The sequence below is a fragment of the Pseudomonas sp. Z8(2022) genome, from assembly GCF_025837155.1.
GTDB lineage: Bacteria > Pseudomonadota > Gammaproteobacteria > Pseudomonadales > Pseudomonadaceae > Aquipseudomonas.
Genome location: NZ_CP107549.1, coordinates 3,562,319 through 3,581,212, shown reverse-complemented (window position 1 = coordinate 3,581,212; position 18,894 = coordinate 3,562,319). Strand labels below are relative to the sequence as shown.

Here is an 18,894-nt window from a genome sequence, read left to right as displayed (position 1 = left end):
GGTATTTGTGCGCATGGTGCCCTCTTGGAATTTGGTAGCTTTGTTCTTCATTGCGCCTTCCCTACTTCTGATGGCGAATGCGTGGATTGGCCAGGCCATAGAGGAGATCCACGGTGAAGTTGACCAGGATCACCAGGCAGGCGATCAGCAGGATGCCGTTCTGCACCACCGGGTAGTCGCGCGCGCCAATGGCCTCGATCAGCCATTTGCCGATACCGGGCCAGGAAAAGATGGTTTCGGTGAGTACCGCGCCGGCCAGCAGGGTGCCGACCTGCAGACCGAACACGGTCAGTACCGGGATCAGTGCATTGCGCAGGCCGTGCACGAACACCACCCGCGCTGGCGACAGGCCCTTGGCCCGCGCCGTGCGGATATAGTCCTCGCGCAGCACTTCGAGCATCGCCGAGCGGGTCATCCGCGCGATCACCGCCAGCGGAATGGTGCCGAGCACGATGGCCGGCAGGATCAGATGGCGCAGCGCATCGCCGAAGGCGCCTTCCTCGTCGGACAGCAGGGTGTCGATCAGCATGAAGCCGGTGACCGGCTCGATGTCGTAGAGCAGGTCGATGCGTCCTGAGACCGGTGTCCAGCCGAGGCCCACCGAGAAGAACATGATCAGCAGCAGACCCCACCAGAAGATCGGCATCGAGTAGCCGGTCAGGGCGATGCCCATCACGCCGTGGTCCAGCGGCGAGCCACGCTTGAGCGCCGCGACCACTCCGGCGATCAGGCCCAGGGTGCCGGCGAACAGCAGGGCTGCCAGCGCCAGCTCGACGGTGGCGGGAAACAGGGTGAGAAACTCGCTCCACACGCTTTCCCGCGAGCGCAGCGACTCGCCCAGGTTGCCGCTGGCGAGCTGGCCGATGTAGTCCAGATACTGGGCGTACAGCGGTTTGTTCAGCCCCAGGCGTTCCATGGCCTGGGCGTGCATTTCGGGGTCGACGCGGCGTTCGCCCATCATCACTTCCACCGGGTCACCGGGGATCAGACGGATCAGCGCGAAGGTCAGCAGGGTGACGCCGAAGAAAGTGGGGATCAGAAGTCCCAGGCGTCTGGCGATGAATGACAACATCAGGCGGTTCTACTCCTTGGCGGGATAAGCGCACCGGACTACATGGCCCGGCGCTTTTTTGATTCTGTCGTGACCCGGATGTGCTCCGGAACTCGGGTGAGGGTGGCGATAGGTACGTTTATGGCTGTTCATTCCAGCTTCACCCGGGCGAAGTTGTTCGAGCCCATCGGGCTGAGCACGAAGCCTTCGACACCCCTGCGCATTGCGGCGAACTGCTTGGGGTGGGCCAGGGCGATCCACGGCGCCTGCTCATGGAAGATCGCCAGCGCCTGGCGATACAGCGCGGCGCGTTCGTTCTGCTCGGGCTCGCGACGGGCCTGGGTGATCAGCGCATCGAAGGTCTTGTTGCACCAGCCGGCCTGATTCTCGCCGCTCTCGGCAGCCGCGCAGGACAGATTGGGGGTGAGGAAGTTGTCCGGGTCGCCGTTGTCGCCGGCCCAGCCCATGAATACCAGGTCGTGCTCGCCGTTCTTGGCACGCTTGATCAGTTCACCCCACTCGAACACGCGAATTTCGCTGCGGATACCGATGGCAGCGAGATCGGCCTGCAGCATCTGCGCGCCGATACCGGGGTTGGGGTTGGTCGGCCCGCCACCTGGGCGGGTCCAGATCGACAAGGCGAAACCGTCGGCGTGGCCGGCCTCGGCCAGCAACTGGCGGGCCCGTTCGGGATCGTGCGGCCAGTCCTGCAGTCTCTCGTCATGCCCCCACAGCGTGGCCGGGTAGGGCGCCACGGCGGGCGTGGCATTGTCCTCGCCATACTGCGCGCGAATGTAGGCGGCCTTGTCGAACGCCAGGTTCAGTGCCTGGCGTACGCGTACGTCGTCCAGCGGCGGGTGACGGGTATTGATGCCGATATAGGCGGTCAGTAGCGAATCGAGCTCCAGTACCTGCAGTTTCGGCTCGGCCTTGAGCGCCGGGATATCCACTGGTCGGGGGTAGAGGGCGATCTGGCAGTCGCCGGCCTTGAGGCGTTGCTGGCGCACGTTGGGCTCGGGGGTGATGGCCAGCACCAGGCGTTTGATCGCGGGTGCGCCGCCCCAGTATTCCGGGTTGCCGCGAAAGCGTACCTGGGCGTCCTTGGCGTAGCGCTCGAAAACGAAGGGGCCGGTGCCGATGGGGGCGTTGTTCAGCCGTTCGGGTTTACCGACGGCCAGCAACTGCTCGGCGTATTCGGCCGAATAGATCGAGGCGAAGCCCATGGCCAGGTTGGCCAGGAAGGGCGCCTCCGGATGTTTGAGAACGAAACGCACACGATGCTCGTCGAGCTTTTCGATGCGCTCGATCAGCTGCGCCAGGCCCATGGCTTCTGCATAGGGAAAACCACGTAGCGACAGCTTGTGCCAGGGATGCGTCGGGTCGAGCTGACGCTGGAAACTCCACAGCACGTCATCGGCGTTGAATGCACGGCCTGGCGTGAAGTCCTTGTTGGCGTGAAATTTCACGCCCTGACGCAGGGTGAAGGTGTAGTTCAGGCCGTCGCCGCTGATGTCCCAGCTCTGCGCCAGTGAAGGAACGATCTCTGTGCTGCCGGGGGCGAAGTCCACCAGACGTTCGAACAGGGTTTCCGCGCTGGCATCGGCGGTGGTCGCCGCGGTGTACTGGACGATATCGAAACCTTCCGGACTGGCCTCACTGCAGACCACCAGGTCGCTCGCCGCCTGCACCTGCACGCACAGCAAGGCGATGAGCAGCAGGCTGCCGCGCTTAACGGGCATGGAAGACATGGGCACTCCTATCCAGGTGGAAACGGCGCACCGCGAGGTGCGCCGTCCTTCATCACTTGCCGATGCTTACACCATAGAAGGAGTTGATGCCGAACGGGCTGATGCGGAAGTCCTGCACTTCCTTGCGCATCGGCTGGTACACGGTGGAGTGCGCCAGCGGGGTGATCGGCACCTCGCGCTTGAGGATCACCTGTGCCTGCTTGTACAGCTCGGTGCGTTCGGCCACATCGGTGGTGCGCTTGGCGGCCTTGACCAGTTTGTCGTAGTCCTCGAAGCACCATTTGGAGAAGTTGTTGCCGTCCACCGCATCGCAACCATAGAGGGTGCCGAGCCAGTTGTCCGGGTCACCGTTGTCACCGCTCCAGCCGATCAGCATGGCATCGTGCTCGCCGGCCTTGGCGCGCTTGAGGTACTCGCCCCACTCGTAGCTGACGATGCGTGCCTTGATGCCGATCTTGGCCCAGTCGGCCTGCAGCATTTCGGCGATCTGCTTGGCGTTGGGGTTGTACGGACGCTGCACCGGCATGGCCCACAGGGTGATTTCGGTGCCTTCCTTGACCCCGGCGGCGTTGAGCAGCTCCCTGGCCTTCTCCGGATCGAAGGCCGGGTCCTTGATCTCCTCGTTATAGGACCACTGGGTCGGCGGCATGCCGTTCACGGCCAGCTGACCGGCGTTCTGGTATACGGCGTCGAGAATGGCCTGCTTGTTCACCGCCATGTCCAGCGCCTGGCGCACTTCCAGCTTGTCGAACGGCGGGTGGGTGACGTTGTAGGCGATGTAGCCGACGTTGAAGCCGGCCTGCTCGGGCATCTGCAGCTTGGCGTCCTTCTGCAGCGACTCGATGTCGGCCGGCCGCGGGAACAGAGTCACGTGGCATTCACCGGCCTTGAGCTTCTGCATGCGTACCGACGAATCCGTGTTGATGGCGAAGATCAGGTTGTCGATCTTCACATCGTCCGGTTTCCAGTAGTCCTTGTTGCCCTTGTAACGGATCACCGCGTCCTTCTGGTAACGGCTGAACACGAAGGGGCCGGTGCCGACGGGCTTCTGGTTGATGTCGGCGGCCTTGCCGGCCTTGAGCAACTGGTCGGCATATTCGGCGGACTGGATCGAGGCAAAGCTCATCGCCAGGTTCTGCACGAAGGCGGCGTCCACTTCGTTGAGGGTGAAGCGCACGGTATGGTCGTCCAGCTTCTCCAGCTTGGCGATATTGCTGTCCATGCCCATGTCGGTGAAATAGGGGAATTCGGTGGGGTACGCCTTGCGGAAGGGGTGGTTCTTGTCGAGCATGCGTTCGAAGGTGAACAGCACGTCGTCGGCGTTGAACTCGCGGCTGGGCTTGAAGTACTCGGTGGTGTGGAATTTCACCCCGGAGCGCAGCTTGAAGGTGTAGATCAGGCCGTCCTCGGACACGTCCCAGCTTTCCGCCAGACCTGGCTCGACCTTGGTGCCGCCGCGCTCGAACTGGGTCAGGCGGTTGAACACGGTTTCGGCTGCGGCGTCGAAATCGGTGCCGGTGGTGTACAGGCCGGGATCGAAGCCGGCGGGGCTGCCCTCGGAGCAGAACACCAGGTTGGCGGCGCTGGCGAGGGGGGCGCTGGCGATCAGCCCAGCGGTAAGCAAAGCCTGGATAATGGCGTTCTTGCGCATCTTGACCTCATCGTTGTTGTGGTTGTGATCCTTGAGGAGCCTCTTATGGAGACCACCAGCGAAACTATGCAGGCCTTGTGCCCGAGGCAAGCGCTACGTGGCGCGGAAAATGGTTAGCGCTACAGCGGTGTAACTTGCTGTCGCATTTCTGAAATTTGGTCGGGAAAAGATGGCGAAACGCCGTTATCTGCCGATAACGGCGTGGCTTCGTTGCGGGGCAGGGATCAGGGCATCTGCACTTCGATGACGCCATCGGCGCTGACCGTGACCTGGCTGGTGCCGGCTTCGATCTGCGGCGTGGGCGCTGCGTCCATCATCGCCATGCCCTTGGCTTCGAAGCTGCGCATGGCCATCGGCGGCTGGAATCCGCCGGTGTTGAGATTCAGGCTGACCAGCTTGTAGCCCTTGCCGCCCAGTGCTTCGGTGGCCAGCTGGGCGCGCGCCTTGAACGCGTTGACGGCATCCTTGAGCATGGCGTCCTCGCGGGTCTTGCGGGTGTCGGTGGCGATGCTGAAATCCATGCCGCCCATCTTCATCTTCTGCAGCAGGTCGCCGGTCAGTGCGGACAGGCGGGCGAAGTCGGCGCTTTCCAGGCGTACTTCGGCGCGTTCGCGCCAGGCGGTGATCTTCTGCCCCTTGTCGTCGTACACCGGGTAGCTGTGGCGGCTGCCCAGCTTGACCGAAACGCCGCGAACCTTGCGTACCTGCTCCAGGGTCTGGTTCAGGGTGTTGGTGATTTCCGCAGCCAGCTTGGCCGGGTCGGCATTCTGCGCTTCGGTATACAGGGTGACGTGCATCAGGTCGTGGGCGACCTCCTGGTTCACCTCGGCGCGCAGGGCGATCTGGTTGTAGCGTGCCTCGTCGGCCAGCAGGCCGGTGCTGGCCAGGCTGGCGATGGTCAGGGCGAGGGCGGAGGCGATACGGGGCATGGTGCGCATGAGCAGTTCCTTTTTCAGTGGCCTCGATGGCCGTTTCCCGAGGTTAGACGAACGCGCGTGCGCATTCGGGTTAAGCAGCTTTGATTTTTTTCCATGCGCTGAGGCAAGAACCCTGTGCGTCCGGTTGCCGCAGCGGCGGAAGGCCGCGCCAGGCTTGGTTATACTCGCTGCCATCAATTGGAGTCGCCATGCTCGAACCCGTGCAGTTACTCTCTGCCAGCCGCCAGAATCTCTGGCGCCTGACCCTCATCCGCATGCTGGTGCTGGCCGCTCAGGCCGGCTCGGTCGGGCTTGCCTACAAGTCGGGCATGATACCGCTGCCCTGGTTGCAGCTCTCGGTCACCCTTGGCGTTTCTCTGCTGTTGTGCCTGGGCACGGCGCTGCGTCTGCGCGGTCCCTGGCCCGTGACCGAAGTCGAGTACGCGGTGCAGCTGGGCTGCGACCTGATCATTCACAGTGTGCTGCTGTATTACTCGGGCGGTTCGACCAACCCATTCGTTTCCTATTATCTGGTGCCGCTGACCATCGCCGCGGCAACGCTGCCCTGGCTGTTCACCATCGTGCTGTCCGGCCTGGCGCTGGCGGGGTACACCCTGCTGCTGGTGTGGACGCATCCGCTCGAACTGCCCGCCGCCCGCGAGAGCCTGCTGGTCTACGGCATGTGGCTGAGCTTCGCCCTGGCGGCGGCGCTAATCACCTTCTTCGTTGCCAAGATGGCCGAGGAACTGCGCCGTCAGGACGAGCTGCGTGCCGAGCGGCGCGAGGAAAGCCTGCGCGATCAGCAGTTGCTGGCCGTGGCTACCCAAGCTGCCGGCGCTGCGCACGAGCTGGGCACGCCGCTGGGCACCATGAGCGTGCTGCTCAAGGAACTGCGCCAGGAATACCGCGACACGCCCGCGCTGCAGGACGATCTGGCGCTGCTGCAGGAGCAGGTCAAGCTGTGCAAGTACACCCTGCAGCAACTGGTGCGCGCTGCCGAGAACGACCGGCGTCAGGCGGTCATCGAGCAGTCCTGCGTGGAGTGGCTGGAAACCACCCTCAATCGCTGGCATCTGATGCGCCCCGAGGCCAGCTACCGCTACCAGTGTCTGGGGCGTGGCACGCCGCCGCGCGTGATGCCGCCGGCCGACCTCACCCAGGCGCTGCTCAACCTGCTCAACAACGCTGCCGATGCCTGTCCGGACAAACTCGACATCCGCCTGGACTGGGACCACCAGTGGCTGCGTCTGAGCATTCGCGATCATGGCGTCGGCGTGCCGCTGGCGATCGCCGAGCAGCTGGGACGGCCTTTCTTCACTACCAAGGGCAAGGGCTTCGGTCTGGGACTGTTCCTCAGCCAGGCCAGCGTGACCCGTGCCGGTGGCACGGTTAAGTTGTATAACCATGAAGAGGGCGGCACCCTCACCGAACTGAAGTTGCCGCGAGCCTATGGCGTGGCCTGATTAGGAAACCAAGCATGAGCGAAGAATCCCTGTTCGAAGGCGAAGAGCAGCCGCATCTGCTGCTTGTGGACGACGATCCTACCTTCACTCGCGTGATGGCGCGTGCCATGAGTCGCCGCGGCCTGCGCGTGTCTACCGCATCCAGCGCCGAAGAAGGCCTGGCCCTGGCCAAGGATGATCTGCCGGATTACGCCGTGGTCGATCTGAAGATGGAAGGCGACTCCGGCCTGGTGCTGTTGCCCAAGCTGCTCGAGCTGGACGCCGAGATGCGCGTGGTGATCCTCACCGGCTATTCCAGCATCGCCACCGCGGTTGAAGCCATCAAGCGCGGCGCGGCCAACTACCTGTGCAAGCCGGCCGATGCCGACGACGTGCTCACCGCACTGCTTTCCGAGCACGCCGATCTCGACAGCCTGGTTCCGGAGAACCCGATGTCGGTGGATCGCCTGCAATGGGAGCACATCCAGCGCGTACTGGCCGAGCACGAGGGCAACATCTCCGCCACTGCACGTGCGCTGGGCATGCACCGTCGCACCTTGCAGCGCAAGCTGCAGAAGCGTCCGGTTCGACGCTGAAATACCGGAGCGGGCTCGGGCCGGGATGGCCAAAGCCCGTTCTTTCACGCTGAACCTGTTTTGCCCATGGCGGATAAATGCTTAGCCAGCTAACATAGGTCGTCATACAACCTGCTGGTTTGGTCATGTTCGCCATCGCTGCACAAACCCTCGCCATCACTGCGCCCGTGTTCGCCATGCTGTTTCTCGGCGTGGTACTCAAGCGTGTACGCTGGATCGACACGCCCTTCATCGATACAGCCTCCAGCCTGGTGTTTCGCGGCACCATGCCCGCCCTGCTGTTTCTTGGCGTGGTCAAGGCGGACCTGGACGCGGCCCTGCAGCCGCAGCTGCTGACCTACTTCTTCCTCGCCACCGTGGCCTCGTTCTTCGTGGCCTGGGCCTGGGCGATCTGGCGGGTGCCATTCGAAGATCGTGGCATCTATACCCAGGGCGCCTTTCGTGGCAATAACGGCATTATTGGTCTGGCACTCGCCACCAGCATGTACGGTGATTACGGCCTGTCGGTCGGTTCGCTGCTCGCTGCGCTGGTCATCCTCTGCTACAACGCGCTCTCGGCTGTGGTGCTGGCCATCTACAGCCCTGGTGCCAAGCCCGGTGCCAAAGCCATTGCACGCAGCATCGTGAGCAATCCGATGATCATCGGTGTGTTGCTGGCGGTTCCTTTCGCCTACTGGAAGATTCCGCTGCCGCAGTGGTTTCTGACCTCGGCCGAGTATTTCGCGCAGATGACCCTGCCGCTGGCGCTGATCTGCATCGGTGGCACCCTGAGCCTGGCGTCGCTGCATCGCAGCAGCGGTACCGCCGTCGGCTCGGGCATGATGAAAATGGTCTGGCTGCCTTTGCTGAGCACTGTCGGTGCCTGGCTGTGCGGCTTTCGCGGCGCGGACCTGGCGATCCTCTTTTTGTACTTCGCCAGCCCGACGGCGGCGGCGAGCTTCGTCATGGCCCGTGCGGTGGGCGCCAATCACGAGCTGGCGGCGGCCATTATCGTCATCACCACGCTGGCTGCGGTGGTGACTACCAATGTCGGCCTGCTGCTGTTGCAGTGGGGCGGTTGGATCTGACTCCTGAATAGCCTGCCGCGGGATATACGTCGGCAGGCTCAGGCGCCTCAGCTGTTGCGCTGATAATCCTCGATCACTTCCTGCGCTGCGCGAAAGGCATCGATGCAGGCTGGCACGCCTGCATACACGGCGCAGTGCAGCAGGGTTTCGCGGATTTCCTCGACGGTGCAGCCATTGTTCAACGCGCCGCGCACGTGACCCTTGAGTTCCTGCGGGCATTTCAGCGCGGTCAATGTGGCGAGGGTGATCAGACTGCGGGTCGCGCGTGGCAGGCCACTGCGTGTCCACACACCGCCCCAGGCGTGCTCGTTGACGAAGTCCTGGAGCGGCTGGGTGAACTCGGTCGCGTTGCCCAGTGCCCGGTCGACGAAGGCATCGCCCATCACCTCACGGCGTACCTGCAGGCCACGGTCGTGGTTCTCGTTCATGTTTATACCTCTTGGCCGCGTTGTTTTTGCCAGGCACGCCCGGCGATGACCACCAGGGTGATGGCGGTGAGCGGCAGAGCATAGCCGATCATGGCGGTGCCGAAGATCTCGGCCTGTGGCCGGCCGGTGCTGAACAGCACCAGATAAAGGGTGTAGGCCACGTAGTAGGCGAGAAACAGCAGGCCCTCCCAGCGGTTGATGCGATAGCCGCTGAAGAAGATCGGCAGGCAGGCAACCGCCACAGCGATCATTACCGGGAAATCGAAGGCCAGCGCATTGGCTGCGACCGGAATGGCTGCCGGCGAGACCAGCGAGGCCAGGCCCAGCACGCAGAGCAGATTGAAGATGTTGCTGCCGACGATGTTGCCGACGGCGATATCGCGCTCGCCCTTGAAGGCCGCGATGATCGAGGTGGCCAGCTCCGGCAGCGAAGTGCCCACCGCAACTACGGTCAGGCCGATCACCAGCTCCGAGAGACCCAGCGCACGTGCCAGTTGTACGGCGCCTTCCACAAGGAAATTCGAACCCACCACCAGCAGCACCAGGCCGATGACGATCAGCCCCAGATTGATCGCCCAGGCATAGGGTTTGGGTTGTTCGTGGAGGCCGAACTCCTTGGCAAACTCGTCGTCATCGCCGCCCTTGTCCTTGCGTGCGCTGTAAATCAGGAAAGCGGTGTACAGCAGAATGCCGCTGAACAGTAGTGCGCCGTCGAGGCGGCTGAGCTCGCCATCCCAGGCCAGGCCGAAGGTGAGCAGACTGGCGCCGATCATGATCGGCACATCGAGGCGAATCAGCTGACGCGATACGATCAGCGGTGCGACCAGCGCCGTCACGCCGAGGATCAGCAGGACGTTGGCAATGTTGCTGCCGACCACGTTACCGATGGCCAGGTCGCCGCTACCATTGAGGGCTGATTGCACGCTGACGGCGGTTTCCGGCGCGCTGGTGCCGAAGGCCACTACGGTCAGGCCGATCACCAGTGGTGGAATTCCGAACTGTGCGGCCAGCTTGGCCGCGCCACGCACCAGCACTTCGGCGCCGGCCACCAGCAGCACCAGGCCGGCGATGAGGTAGACATAGGTCATCAGGGTCATTGCAGCGTTGCTCCGAAAAAAAGTGCGGCTAATGTCGTGCTGGCTTCTTGCGCCGCCAGATGCGGTTGAAAGGTGTTTATTGGTTACTGTTCGTCAGTCCAGCGCCTCGATCCGTACCGGCACCACACCTGCACGGAGCATGTCCAACTGCAGCGCGGCGGCACGCGAAACGTCGATCACGCGACCTCGTACGAACGGCCCGCGGTCATTGATGCGCACCACGACACTGCGTTCATTGTTCAGGTTGGTCACCCGCACCCGGGTGCCGAACGGCAGGGTACGATGCGCAGCGGTCAGTGCGTTCTGATCGAAGCGTTCGCCGCTGGCGGTACGCTGGCCGTGGTGACGATCTCCGTAGTAGGACGCCTTGCCGCTTTCGCTGTTGCCTGCTCCGCCGCCAAGGGTGGAGCAACCGGCAAGCAATGCCAGGGCGCCGAACAGGGCATAGCCGCGCAATCCGCTTGCGATTCGGGGGGGCAAACATTCCCGGATTGCATTCGGGGTATGGATATTCATCTTGGCTGTCTCCATGAAAAACGCCGGGCGAGCCCGGCGTTCTTCACTAGCAGGCGAGCCGGACCGGCTCAGCCTTCGAGCTTTTTCTTGAGCAGTTCGTTCACTTGCCCCGGGTTGGCCTTGCCCTTGGAGGCTTTCATGGCCTGACCGACGAAGAAGCCGAACATCTTGCCACGCTTGGCCTCGTCGCTGGCGCGATACTGCTCGACCTGCTCGGCATTGGCCGCCAGTACCTCGTCGAGCATCTTCTCGATCGCGCCGCTGTCGGTGACCTGCTTGAGGCCCTTGCTCTCGATGATCGCGTCGGCGCTGCCTTCACCGGCGGCCATGGCCTCGAACACCATCTTGGCGATCTTGCCGCTGATGGTGTTGTCCTTGATGCGCAGGATCATGCCGCCCAGGTGCTCGGCGGAAACCGGCGACTGCTCGATCTCCAGGCCTTCCTTGTTGAGCAGGCTGGACAGCTCGCCCATCACCCAGTTGGCTGCCAGCTTGGCGTCGCCGCAGACCTTGGCCACTTCCTCGAAGTATTCGGCCATCTCGCGGCTGGCGCTCAAAACGCTGGCGTCATAGCTGGACAGGCCGTACTGGCTCTGGAAACGCTCGCGCTTCTGCGTCGGCAGTTCCGGCAGCTGGCTGCGCACCTCGTCGAGAAAACTCTGCTCGATCACCACCGGCAGCAGGTCGGGGCAGGGGAAGTAACGGTAGTCGTTGGCTTCTTCCTTGCCACGCATGGAGCGGGTTTCGTCCTTGTTCGGGTCGTACAGGCGGGTTTCCTGTATGACCTTGCCGCCATCCTCGATCAGGTCGATCTGACGCTGGATCTCGTGGTTGATGGCCTTCTCGATGAAGCGGAAGGAGTTGACGTTCTTGATCTCGGCGCGGGTGCCGAACTCGGCCTGGCCCTTCGGGCGCACCGAGACGTTGCAGTCGCAGCGCAGCGAGCCTTCGGCCATGTTGCCGTCGCAGATGCCCAGGTAACGCACCAGCGCGTGGATCGCCTTGACGTAGGCCACGGCCTCCTTGGCGCTGCGAATGTCTGGCTCGGAGACGATTTCCAGCAGCGGGGTGCCGGCGCGGTTGAGGTCGATGCCACTCATGCCGTGGAAGTCTTCGTGTAGGCTCTTGCCGGCATCCTCTTCCAGGTGCGCGCGGGTGATACCGATGCGCTTGACGGTGCCGTCTTCCAGGGTGATGTCCAGATGACCCTTGCCGACGATGGGGTGATCCATCTGGCTGGTCTGGTAACCCTTGGGCAGGTCGGGGTAGAAGTAGTTCTTGCGCGCAAAGATGTTACGCGCGCCGATCTCGGCATCGATGGCCAGGCCGAACTTGCAGGCCATGCGTACGGCTTCGGCGTTGAGCACCGGCAGGGTGCCGGGCATGCCGAGGTCGATCAGGCTGGCCTGGGTGTTGGGCTCGGCGCCGAAGCTGGTGGCGCTGGCCGAGAAAATCTTCGATTGGGTGCTGAGCTGAGCGTGGATCTCGAGCCCGATCACTGTTTCCCATTGCATGTGTGTCGTCCTCAGAAGCCGCTCGGTGCCTGTTGATGCCAGTCAGTGACCTGCTGGTACTGATGCGCGATGTTCAGCAGGCGACCTTCCTGGAAGTAGTTGCCGAGCAACTGCACGCCCACCGGCAGGCCATCGACGAAGCCGGCCGGCATCGACAGGCCGGGGATGCCGGCGAGGTTGGCGGTAATGGTGTAGATGTCCTCGAGGTAGGCCGACACCGGGTCGCCACCTTTCTCGCCGATTTTCCAGGCCAGGTTCGGCGTGGTCGGGCCGAGGATCACGTCGACGTCCTTGAAGGCGCTGACGAAGTCGTTCTTGATCAGTCGGCGGATCTGCTGGGCCTTGATGTAGTAGGCGTCGTAGTAACCGGCAGACAGCGCATAGGTGCCGACCATGATGCGGCGTTTTACCTCCGCACCGAAGCCTTCACCGCGCGAGCGCTTGTACAGGTCTTCGAGGTTGACCGGATTCTCGCAGCGATAGCCGAAACGCACGCCGTCGAAGCGTGACAGGTTGGAGCTGGCTTCGGCCGGGGCGATCACGTAGTAGGCTGGAATGGCGTGCTGCATGTTCGGCAGCGAGATGTCCTTCACCGTGGCGCCGAGCTTCTTCAGCTCCTCGACCACCGCCAGCACCTTCTCGCCGATGCGGGCATCGAGGCCGGCGCCAAAGTATTCCTTGGGCAGACCGATGCGCAGGCCGGCCAGCGGCTGAGTAAGGGCGGCCAGATAGTCATCGACCGGCTGGTCGACGCTGGTGGAATCCTTGGCATCGAAACCAGCCATGGCGCCGAGCAGCAGGGCGCAGTCCTCGGCGGTGCGGGCCAGCGGGCCGCCCTGGTCGAGGCTGGAGGCGTAGGCGATCATGCCCCAGCGCGATACGCGGCCGTAGGTCGGCTTGATCCCGGTGAGGTTGGTCAGCGCCGCCGGCTGACGGATCGAACCGCCGGTGTCGGTGCCGGTGGCGGCCGGAATCAGGCGCGCGGCCACGGCCGCGGCGCTGCCGCCCGAGGAGCCGCCGGGTACGCGGCTGGTGTCCCAGGGGTTCTTGACCGGGCCGTAGTGACTGGATTCGTTGGCCGAGCCCATGGCGAACTCGTCCATGTTCAGCTTGCCGAGGGTCACGGTGCCTGCGTTCTTGAGTTTTTCGACCACGGTGGCGTCGTAGGGCGCCTTGAAGCCGGTGAGGATCTTCGAAGCGCAGGACGTCAGCACGCCATTGGTGCAGAACAGGTCCTTGTGGGCGATCGGGGCGCCGAGCAGGGCGCCATTCTCGCCGGCTGCGCGACGGGCGTCGGCGGCCCTGGCCTGCTCAAGGGCCAGGTCTTCGGTGACGGTAATGAAGCTGTTGAGCTGCGGGTCGAGCTGCGCGATACGCGCCAGCAGGCTGCGGCTCAGTTCTTCTGCAGAGAATTGCTTGTCGGCGAGGCCGCGGGCGATCTCGGCCAGGGTCAATTGATGCATGTCGGGCCCTTTCCTTTATTCGATGACTTTTGGCACGAGGTACAGGCCGTTTTCCACGGCCGGGGCGATGGCCTGGTAGGCGTCACGCTGGTTGCTCTCGGTGACCACGTCGGCGCGCAGGCGCTGGGTCGCTTCCAGCGGGTGGGCCAGGGGTTCGATGCCCTGGGTATCGACGGCCTGCATCTGGTCGATCAGGCCGAGGATGTTGTTCAGGGTCTCGGTGGTTTGCGGAATATCGCCTTCGTTCAGACCCAGGCGGGCCAGGTGGGCGATTTTTTCCACCTCGGAGCGTTCAAGCGCCATCGGGGGGTTCTCCAGTGGAAGTGTGACAGAGAGGGCATGCAGGGAACGGATGTCGCGAGCCAGCGGTCAAAGGCCGCGATGTGCAGCTACAAGGCCCGGAAAAACAGGCAATCTACCATATTGCCGCCTTGCTCAAAATCCCTGCCGTTGTTAGAGTTTGCCGCACTTTTTACCTGCGCGTTTTGCGCGCCTGGCCTTCACCCACGCGTTGCCTAGGGTCCCTTCCTAATGTTCAAGAAACTGCGTGGCATGTTTTCCAGTGATCTGTCGATCGACCTGGGCACTGCCAATACCCTTATTTATGTGCGCGAGCGCGGTATCGTCCTGAATGAGCCGTCTGTGGTCGCTATTCGTACCCACGGCAACCAGAAGAGTGTCGTTGCCGTTGGCACCGAGGCCAAGCGCATGCTCGGCCGTACACCCGGTAACATTTCCGCAATTCGTCCGATGAAGGACGGCGTGATCGCCGACTTCAGCGTCTGCGAGAAGATGCTGCAGTACTTCATCAACAAGGTTCACGAGAACAGCTTCCTGCAGCCGTCGCCGCGCGTGCTGATCTGCGTACCGTGCAAATCGACCCAGGTCGAGCGTCGCGCCATCCGTGAATCGGCCCTGGGCGCCGGTGCCCGTGAAGTGTTCCTGATCGAAGAGCCGATGGCCGCTGCCATCGGTGCCGGCCTGCCGGTCGAAGAGGCCCGCGGCTCGATGGTCGTCGACATCGGTGGTGGTACCACCGAGATCGCCCTGATCTCGCTGAACGGTGTGGTCTATGCCGAGTCCGTTCGCGTCGGCGGCGACCGTTTCGACGAAGCCATCATCACCTACGTGCGCCGCAACTACGGCTCGCTGATCGGTGAAGGCACCGCCGAGCGCATCAAGCAGGAAATCGGCACCGCCTACCCGGGTGGCGAAATCCGTGAAGTCGACGTACGCGGCCGCAACCTGGCCGAAGGCGTACCGCGCAGCTTCACCCTGAACTCCAACGAAGTGCTCGAAGCGCTGCAGGAGTCCCTGGCGACCATCGTCCAGGCGGTCAAGAGCGCACTGGAGCAGTCGCCGCCCGAGCTGGCCTCGGACATTGCCGAGCGCGGCCTGGTGCTGACCGGTGGTGGCGCACTGCTGCGTGACCTGGACAAGCTGCTCTCGCAGGAAACCGGCCTGCCGGTGATCGTCGCTGAAGACCCGCTGACCTGCGTCGCCCGTGGCGGCGGCAAGGCCCTGGAAATGATGGATCGCCACGCCATGGACCTGCTCTCCACCGAGTAAGGTTCACCCCGCGTGTCCGCCGTGCCGCCTCCGGGCGGCACGCGCATATTCGAGCATTGCAGTACACTCGGCCCACTCTTCGTTTGACCGGTTTGCCCTTCGCATGAATTCGCGCGCTTTTCGCCCTCGCGGCGCACAAGGAGCAGCCCATTAAGCCGCTCTTCGCCAAAGGTCCCTCGCTGGGCATTCGAATGCTGGTATTTGCCGTGCTGTCGGCAGTGCTGATGGTGGCCGATGCCCGCTTCGATACGCTCAAGCCCGTGCGCAGTCTGATGGGTATGGTGTTGACGCCGCTGTACGAAGTGGCCGAACTGCCCGTGCGTGCCTGGGAAGGTGCGACCCAGCAGATTTCCTCGCGCAGCGAGCTGATGGCCGAGAACGAGAAGCTCAAGGCCGAAGCTCTGCTGCTGCAGCGCCGCCTGCAGAAACTGGCGACCCTGACCGAGCAGAACGTGCGCCTGCGCGAGCTGCTCAACTCCGCAGCGCTGGTGGACGAGGAAGTGCTGGTCAGCGAACTGATCGGTGTCGACCCCAACCCCTATACTCATCGCATCCTGATCGACAAGGGCGAGAAGGACTGCGTTGACGAGAACAGAAAGAACTGCGTGTTCATCGGACAGCCGGTGCTCGATGCGCGCGGCCTGATGGGGCAGGTGGTGGAGGTCATGCCGTACACCTCGCGCGTGCTGCTGCTGACCGACAACACCCACAGCATTCCGGTGCAGGTCAACCGCAACGGCCTGCGCGCCATCGCGGTCGGCACAGGCAATCCGGAGAGCCTGGAGCTTCGCCACGTCGCCGATACCGCCGATATCAAGGAAGGCGATCTGCTGGTGAGTTCCGGCATGGGCCAGCGCTTCCCGGCGGGCTACCCGGTGGCCACGGTCAAGGAAGTCATTCACGATTCCGGCCAGCCGTTCGCCATCGTTCGCGCCACGCCAACCGCGGCGCTCAATCGCAGTCGTCATCTGCTGCTGGTGTTCTCTGATCGTCGCAGCCCCGAGCAGCGCGCCGCGGATTCGGCCGAGGCGCAGGAAGCGGCCGATCGCCAGGCCGAGCAGGCGGAGGATGAGCAGCAGGCGCCTCCCGCCGCAGCCGCGGATGCTCCCGCACAGGAGGCGAACTGATGGTCGGCGTAACGTCACGTAACGGTTGGGTGATCTGGCTGAGCCTGGCCTTCGCGCTGCTGCTCAGCGTTGCGCCGCTGCTCGAGTTCATGCAGATCGGCCGTCCGCTATGGGTCGCCCTGATTCTCACCTACTGGGTGCTGGCCCTGCCGCACCGTGTCGGCCTGACCACGGCCTGGGTGCTCGGGTTGGCGCAGGACGTGCTGTTCGGCACGCTGCTCGGGCAGAACGCGCTGATCCTTACCCTGATCACCTTCCTGGTGCTGAGCCTGCACCAGCGCCTGCGCATGTTCCCCATGTGGCAGCAGAGCATGGTGCTGATGGTGGTGTTCGGCCTCGCCCAGCTGGTGCAGCTGTGGCTCAACGCCCTGACCGGCAGCCGTCCGCCGACCCTGGCCTTCATCTTGCCGGCGCTGGTCAGCGCTCTGCTGTGGCCCTGGGTCTGCACCATCCTGCGTGGTCTGCACCTGCGCCTCAACGTCAATTAAACGCGGCCTGGCGTACGCCCTGCCGCGGTTCGCCAAGGGAGATACCCGCATGGCCGAGCTGTTTCTGGCCTCCGCCTCGCCCCGTCGCCGTGAATTGCTGGCCCAGATTGCTGTGCCATGCGTCACGCAAATCGCCTCGATAGATGAAAATCCGTTGCCAGACGAGCCGCCAGCTGCCTATGTAGAGCGTCTGGCGCGGGAAAAGGCGCGTGCCGGTCTGCGTGCCTTGGGCGAGCCTGCCGATGCGGTGGTGCTGGGCGCCGATACCGCTGTGGTGCTGGATGGGCGCATTCTTGGCAAGCCGGCGGATTTCGCCGAGTCGCGCGCCATGCTGCGAGCCCTGTCGGGGCGCAGTCATGAGGTGCTGACAGCCGTGGCGCTGGTCGGTGGTGGGCGCGAGGCGGCTCGCGTGGTCAGCAGCGAGGTGAGCTTCCGCGCCATCAGCGACGCGGAAATCGAGGCCTACTGGGCCAGCGGCGAACCATGTGACAAGGCGGGCAGTTATGGTATCCAGGGGTTGGCGGCCGTGTTCGTCAACCAGTTGCGGGGCAGCTATTCGGCGGTGGTCGGCCTGCCTCTGTGCGAAACAGCCGAGCTACTCGGCGAATTCGGTATTGCCTGTTGGCAGCTGCCGGCGCGAGGGCACCTCTAGGGCCTGGCGACGGCAACGCCGGTGGGGGGGTTGAAAGCTTGAGTCCGCGGGACGGGGTAGTGGCCCGGCCGGCATGATCACCAGGATGGATGCATGAGCGAAGAGATTCTGATCAATATCACGCCGATGGAGTCGCGCGTGGCCGTGGTGGAAAACGGCGTACTGCAGGAAGTGCACGTCGAACGCACGCAGAAGCGCGGCATCGTCGGCAACATCTACAAGGGCAAGGTCGTTCGCGTTCTGCCCGGCATGCAGGCGGCCTTCGTCGATATCGGCCTGGAGCGCGCAGCCTTCATCCATGCTTCGGAAATTTCCACCCGCGAAGGTGCCGCGGTGGAGCCGATCAGCGCGCTGGTGCACGAGGGACAGAGCCTGGTGGTGCAGGTCACCAAGGATCCCATTGGCAGCAAGGGTGCGCGGCTGACCACTCAGCTGTCGATCCCGTCGCGCTACCTGGTGTACATGCCGCGTACCAGCCATGTCGGCATTTCCCTGAAGATCGAAGATGAAGCCGAACGTGACCGCCTCAAGCAGGTGGTGGCCGATTGCGTGGCCGCCGAGGGCATCGAGGAAGCCGGTGGCTTTATTCTGCGCACCGCTGCCGAGGGGGCAGGTGCCGATGAAATTCTGATCGACATCCGTTATCTGCGTCGCCTGTGGGATCAGATCGGCACGCAGATCCAGAATGCCAAGGCGCCGGTGGTGATCTACGAGGATCTGTCCCTGGCGTTGCGCACCCTGCGTGACCTGGTCAGCCTGCGTACCGAGAAGATTCGTGTGGACTCGCGGGAAACCTTTCAGAAGATCACCCAGTTCGTCGCCGAGCTGATGCCGGAAATTGCCGATCGTCTGGAGCATTACCCGGGGGAACGGCCGATCTTCGATCTGTACGGTGTCGAGGATGAAATCCAGCGTGCGCTGGAGCGCAAGGTGCCGCTCAAGTCCGGTGGCTATCTGGTGGTGGACCCGGCCGAGGCGATGAGCACCATCGACGTCAATACCGGCGCCTTCGTCGGTCATCGCACCCTGGAAGAGACCATCTTCAAGACCAATCTGGAGGCGGCCACCGCCATTGCCCGCCAGCTGCGTCTGCGCAACCTGGGTGGCATCATCATCATCGACTTCATCGACATGGAAGATGAAGAGCATCAGCGCCAGGTCCTGCGCACTCTGGAGAAACAGCTCGAGCGTGACCATGCCAAGACCAACATCATCGGCATCACCGAGCTCGGCCTGGTGCAGATGACCCGCAAGCGCACCCGCGAGAGTCTCGAACAGATCCTTTGCGAGCCCTGCACGGCCTGCCAGGGTCGCGGCAAGTTGAAGACCGCCGAGACCATCTGCTACGAGATCTTCCGCGAGATTCTGCGTGAGGCGCGCGCCTATCAGGCGGAAAGCTATCGCGTGCTGGCCAATCAGAAGGTGGTCGATCGCCTGCTCGATGAGGAGTCGGGCAACGTCGCCGATCTGGAAGCCTTTATCGGACGTACCATCAAGTTCCAGGTGGAAACCATGTATTCCCAGGAACAGTACGACGTGGTGCTGCTCTGAGCCCGGCGGGCACCGAG

Annotated in this window: 18 protein-coding genes; 8 read left to right on the top strand and 10 right to left on the bottom strand. The window is 63.5% G+C overall.

The window, feature by feature from the left end:
* Positions 1-61: 61 nt before the first annotated feature.
* The 4 genes from OEG79_RS17160 to OEG79_RS17145 all read right to left on the bottom strand — a co-directional run bounded on the left by OEG79_RS17160 (position 62) and on the right by OEG79_RS17145 (position 5,388).
* Positions 62-1,072 (bottom strand): ABC transporter permease subunit, encoded by a 1,011-nt coding sequence (locus tag OEG79_RS17160; protein ID WP_264146152.1) that lies wholly within the window; start codon positions 1,070-1,072, stop codon positions 62-64.
* 128 nt (positions 1,073-1,200) lie between these two features.
* Positions 1,201-2,799, bottom strand: a complete 1,599-nt coding sequence (locus tag OEG79_RS17155; protein ID WP_264146151.1) for an ABC transporter substrate-binding protein — start codon at positions 2,797-2,799, stop codon at positions 1,201-1,203.
* 52 nt (positions 2,800-2,851) lie between these two features.
* Positions 2,852-4,450 carry an ABC transporter substrate-binding protein gene (locus tag OEG79_RS17150; protein ID WP_264146150.1) on the bottom strand — a complete coding sequence of 533 codons (1,599 nt, stop codon included), beginning with the start codon at positions 4,448-4,450 and terminating at the stop codon, positions 2,852-2,854.
* Positions 4,451-4,674: 224 nt separating this feature from the next.
* Positions 4,675-5,388, bottom strand: a complete 714-nt coding sequence (locus tag OEG79_RS17145) for an SIMPL domain-containing protein (RefSeq protein ID WP_264146149.1) — start codon at positions 5,386-5,388, stop codon at positions 4,675-4,677.
* 188 nt (positions 5,389-5,576) lie between these two features.
* Here OEG79_RS17145 and OEG79_RS17140 point away from each other — a divergent pair, with 188 nt between their 5' ends.
* The 3 genes from OEG79_RS17140 (at position 5,577) to OEG79_RS17130 (ending at position 8,472) form a co-directional block, all read left to right on the top strand.
* A complete protein-coding gene (locus OEG79_RS17140; RefSeq protein ID WP_264146148.1) occupies positions 5,577-6,830 on the top strand; it encodes an ATP-binding protein in 1,254 nt (417 codons plus the stop codon).
* Positions 6,831-6,844: 14 nt separating this feature from the next.
* Positions 6,845-7,405 (top strand): response regulator transcription factor, encoded by a 561-nt coding sequence (locus OEG79_RS17135; RefSeq protein WP_024306962.1) that lies wholly within the window; start codon positions 6,845-6,847, stop codon positions 7,403-7,405.
* A 125-nt stretch (positions 7,406-7,530) separates the two neighbouring features.
* A complete protein-coding gene (locus tag OEG79_RS17130; protein ID WP_264146147.1) occupies positions 7,531-8,472 on the top strand; it encodes an AEC family transporter in 942 nt (313 codons plus the stop codon).
* Positions 8,473-8,519: 47 nt separating this feature from the next.
* Here the strand turns inward: OEG79_RS17130 and OEG79_RS17125 are convergent, their stop codons facing one another.
* The 6 genes from OEG79_RS17125 to gatC form a co-directional block, all read right to left on the bottom strand.
* Positions 8,520-8,900: a carboxymuconolactone decarboxylase family protein gene (locus OEG79_RS17125; protein WP_264146146.1), complete on the bottom strand. Its 381-nt coding sequence runs from the start codon at positions 8,898-8,900 to the stop codon at positions 8,520-8,522.
* A gap of 2 nt (positions 8,901-8,902) precedes the next feature.
* Entirely contained in the window at positions 8,903-9,997 is a 1,095-nt protein-coding gene (locus OEG79_RS17120; RefSeq protein WP_264146145.1) for a calcium/sodium antiporter, read from the bottom strand.
* 93 nt (positions 9,998-10,090) lie between these two features.
* Positions 10,091-10,513 (bottom strand): septal ring lytic transglycosylase RlpA family protein, encoded by a 423-nt coding sequence (locus tag OEG79_RS17115; protein WP_264146144.1) that lies wholly within the window; start codon positions 10,511-10,513, stop codon positions 10,091-10,093.
* Between the two features lie 68 nt (positions 10,514-10,581).
* Complete coding sequence (gatB, locus tag OEG79_RS17110) at positions 10,582-12,027, bottom strand: Asp-tRNA(Asn)/Glu-tRNA(Gln) amidotransferase subunit GatB (protein ID WP_264146143.1); 1,446 nt, start codon at positions 12,025-12,027, stop codon at positions 10,582-10,584.
* Between the two features lie 11 nt (positions 12,028-12,038).
* Positions 12,039-13,490, bottom strand: coding sequence for an Asp-tRNA(Asn)/Glu-tRNA(Gln) amidotransferase subunit GatA (gene gatA, locus OEG79_RS17105; RefSeq protein WP_264146142.1), 1,452 nt, complete (start codon positions 13,488-13,490; stop codon positions 12,039-12,041).
* Positions 13,491-13,505: 15 nt separating this feature from the next.
* On the bottom strand, positions 13,506-13,793 hold the full coding sequence (gene gatC / locus OEG79_RS17100) for an Asp-tRNA(Asn)/Glu-tRNA(Gln) amidotransferase subunit GatC (RefSeq protein WP_264146141.1): 288 nt from the start codon (positions 13,791-13,793) through the stop codon (positions 13,506-13,508).
* A gap of 228 nt (positions 13,794-14,021) precedes the next feature.
* On the opposite strand from gatC, the gene mreB reads away from it, so the two are divergent.
* From mreB to rng, 5 genes are all read left to right on the top strand, one after another.
* Positions 14,022-15,059: a rod shape-determining protein MreB gene (mreB, locus tag OEG79_RS17095; RefSeq protein WP_013714086.1), complete on the top strand. Its 1,038-nt coding sequence runs from the start codon at positions 14,022-14,024 to the stop codon at positions 15,057-15,059.
* 191 nt (positions 15,060-15,250) lie between these two features.
* Positions 15,251-16,186: a rod shape-determining protein MreC gene (mreC, locus tag OEG79_RS17090; protein ID WP_264146140.1), complete on the top strand. Its 936-nt coding sequence runs from the start codon at positions 15,251-15,253 to the stop codon at positions 16,184-16,186.
* A complete protein-coding gene (gene mreD, locus OEG79_RS17085; protein ID WP_264146139.1) occupies positions 16,186-16,674 on the top strand; it encodes a rod shape-determining protein MreD in 489 nt (162 codons plus the stop codon). Before mreC ends, mreD begins: the two co-directional genes overlap by 1 nt.
* A 49-nt stretch (positions 16,675-16,723) precedes the next feature.
* A complete protein-coding gene (locus tag OEG79_RS17080) occupies positions 16,724-17,326 on the top strand; it encodes a Maf family protein (RefSeq protein WP_264146138.1) in 603 nt (200 codons plus the stop codon).
* A gap of 93 nt (positions 17,327-17,419) precedes the next feature.
* The gene (gene rng, locus OEG79_RS17075) at positions 17,420-18,877 is read left to right on the top strand and encodes a ribonuclease G (RefSeq protein WP_264146137.1); all 1,458 of its coding nucleotides are present in this window, start codon (positions 17,420-17,422) and stop codon (positions 18,875-18,877) included.
* Positions 18,878-18,894 lie beyond the last annotated feature (17 nt).